We start from the raw sequence: 3,174 nt of genomic DNA, 5'->3' as shown, positions 1-3,174 counted from the left end.
CCGACTGCGACCAGGACCAGGTCGTACTCGGGCGCGAGCCGGTCGAGGTCGGCGACGGTGGCCTGCCGCACCTCCACCGCACCGCCGCGCGAAGCGAACGTCTCCAGCCAGGTGGACATCTTGAGCCGCTGGTCGACGGACTGCGCGCCGGCCTCCAGGCGGCCCACCCAGTCGATCGCCCGCTCGCCGTCCGGGCCGATGACGCTGACGCCGAGGCCCTCGATCTGCGGCGCGCGGTCCGCCCACAGGTCGAGCCCGAGGGCGCGCTCGGTGCGCAGCGCCGCGTCAAACATGCACTGGGAGGACATCACCCGGCCGTCGCGGATCGCCTCCCCCGGGCGGTCGGTCATCACGGTCACGTCGTAGCCGTGGGCTTGGAGGCCCAGGGCGAGCTGGAGTCCGGCCTGGCCCGCGCCGACGATCAGGATCCTGCGCATGCTCCCCGCTTTCCGGTTGTCGTGCTGCTGTCCTACGGCTGTCCTACTGCTGTCCCGCCGATGTCCTGCCGGTGTCCGTCCGCGGTGCGCGAGTCGTTCACGTGCGGTGACTGCCGGTGCCTGGATACCAGTCGGCGGGCCCAGCGTCCACGGCTCCGACACGATCGGGGGAGGCGCGCCGACGCTCCGGCGCACCTCCGAACGCCCGCGCACGAACCGGACGTTCACGATGAGTCATCTGCAATGAGAACCGTTTCCAAACAATCCCCCATCAGTTGGTCAATCTCTCGCGTAACCGGGGAGTAAGACGTCCCAGGTCAGGCAGGGTGATCGCATGAGACGCAAGAACTCCTCCGTCGCAGTGCGCATGCCAGGAAAGCCGTCCCGCCGGACGCCGTTCCGCGCCCTGCCGCTGGTCGCGCTGGCCACCGCCGGCGTGGTGATATCCCTGGGCACCGTCGTGCCCGCCTCGGCCGCGACGTCCCGGGTGGACCTCAACGTCCTGGTCGTCACGGACGGCAACCCGTGGGTCGAGGGCATCCGCAAGCAGCTGGTCTCCGAGGGTGTCCCGACCACCGTGGTCGACCTCACGAGCGCCAACCGCGCGACCATCTCGGCGGCATTCCTCGCCGACACGCTGGCCGACGGCACGCCGCACGGCCACTTCGAGGGCGTCGTCCTGCCGAGCGACTCCCCCAGCCAGCTCTCCGCCGCCGAGCTCTCCGCCCTCACCGGCTACGAGACGGCCTACCACGTCCGCCAGGTCGACTCGTACGTGTGGCCCGGCGCCAACACCGGTCTGAGCGCGCCCACCTGGACCGGCTCGCTCGACGCGACCACCGCGACCGCGAGCGCCTCCGCCCGCGGCGACGCCTTCCACTACCTCAACGGCCCGGTGCCGTTCGAGGGCACCGCCGGCGGCAGCGGCTCGTACGGCGCGCTGCCCACCGCGCTGCCCGACAACGCGGCCACCGGCTCGCACTTCGAGCCGTACATCACCGAGACCATCCCCGGCACGTCCACGCAGGGTGTCGTCGCGGGGGTGTACACCAACAGCGGGCGCCAGCAGCTCGTCCTCACCTTTGCCTACAACTACTACCAGCAGCAGTTCCAGCTGCTCGCCCACGGCATCGTCGACTGGGTGACGCGGGGCGTGCACCTCGGCTACTGGCGCAACTACTTCTCCGCCCACATCGACGACCTGTTCAACGCCAACGCGCGCTGGAGCCAGAGCGGCAAGTGCACGCCGGGCGAGGGCGACTGCGCGGCCGGCGTGCCGGCCACCAACCCGATCCGGATGACGGCCGCGGACGTCACCACCGTGGTGAACTGGCAGCAGCAGAACAACTACCAGCTGGACTTCCTGTTCAACGCCGGCCCCGGCATCGAGTACGCGCGGGCGCAGGGCGGCACCGATCCGCTGAGCGTCGCGCTCCTTGCGAACAAGAACAGCTTCATGTGGGTCAACCACACCTACGACCACCCGTTCCTGGGCTGCGTGCAGGACTTCTCGGTCATCCCGTGGCGCTGCCAGACCGACGCGTCCGGCAACATCCAGTACGTCGACCAGGCGTACATCAACTCCGAGATCGCGCAGAACATCCAGTTCGGCCAGGCCAACGGCCTGCCGTTCCGGCCCAACGAGATGGTCGCGGGCGAGCACTCCGGCACGGTCACGCTCCCGCAGCAGCCGAACGACAACCCCAACTTCCTGGCGGCGCTGAGCGCCAACAACATCCAGTGGCTGGGCGTCGACGCCTCCCGCGAGACCGGCCAGCGCCAGATCTCCTCGGCGCTGGGCGTGCCGCGCCACCCGATCAACGTGTTCTACAACGTCTCCACCAAGTCCGACGAGGTGAGCGAGTACAACTGGCTCTACACCTCCAAGGCCAACGGCGGCAGCGGCAACTGCGAGGCCAACCCGGCCACCACGACCTGCATCTCGCCGCTGGACCTCAACACCGGCTGGTCGAGCTACGTCCTGCCGATGCAGACCAAGATCACCCTCGGGTACGTGCTGTCCAACGACCCGCGGCCGTTCTTCATGCACCAGTCCAACCTGACCGACGACCAGCTGTCGCTGCAGACCCTCAGCGGCATCCTGTCGACCTACCGCACCTGGTTCACCGCGGACACCCCGGTCGTCAACCAGACGATCACCGACGCCGGGAACGTCCTCAAGAACCAGGCCGCCTGGCAGCAGACCCAGAACGCGGGCTCCGTCACCGGGTACGTCCAGGGCGGCGTCGTCACCGTCAACGGCCCGGCCGGCACGAACGTCCCGGTCACCGTCCCGGCCGGCACCACCGTCACCGGCGGCGGAATCTTCGGCTCGGTGTACGGCGGCGAGCAGTCCGCCTACACCACGCTCGGCGCGACGGCCACCGGCCTGACCCTGCCCACCAGCGTGTTCGGCACGGTCGCGAACTCCACCCCGACCGGCCTCGGCGCGGAGCCCGTCTCCTACGCCAAGGGCTCGCCGCACGAGGTGCGCCGCAACGGCGACGCCGTCGTGATCACCGACCCGGCCGGCACCCACGTGCTGCCGAAGCTCGCCGGCAAGCCGGAGGAGCAGCTGCACATCGGCGCTCACCACCACAACCCGCTCGACGTCCTGCCGCCGGGGCTCGCCAAGAAGAAGTAACACCTCAACCCGGCACACTGCGGCCCGCGTTCGCGCGGGCCGCAGTGGTCGTACCGGCCGCACGCAGCGCGGGCGAGGCCAGGCCCGCGATCC

2 protein-coding genes are annotated in these 3,174 nt (G+C 70.0%); one reads left to right on the top strand and one right to left on the bottom strand.

The window, feature by feature from the left end; genetic code table 11:
• Positions 1–437, bottom strand: a 437-nt coding sequence (locus AB0O00_RS33680) for an FAD-binding protein (RefSeq protein WP_363658334.1), incomplete at its 3' end; no start/stop codon positions are given.
• Positions 438–771: 334 nt separating this feature from the next.
• Here AB0O00_RS33680 and AB0O00_RS33675 point away from each other — a divergent pair.
• Positions 772–3,081 (top strand): hypothetical protein, encoded by a 2,310-nt coding sequence (locus AB0O00_RS33675; protein ID WP_363658332.1) that lies wholly within the window; start codon positions 772–774, stop codon positions 3,079–3,081.
• Positions 3,082–3,174 lie beyond the last annotated feature (93 nt).

It is taken from the genome of Kitasatospora sp. NPDC093558 (genome assembly GCF_040683475.1).
GTDB lineage: Bacteria > Actinomycetota > Actinomycetes > Streptomycetales > Streptomycetaceae > Kitasatospora.
The sequence above is the reverse complement of the archived record's forward strand: the minus strand, read 5'-3'. Positions and strand labels throughout refer to the sequence as shown.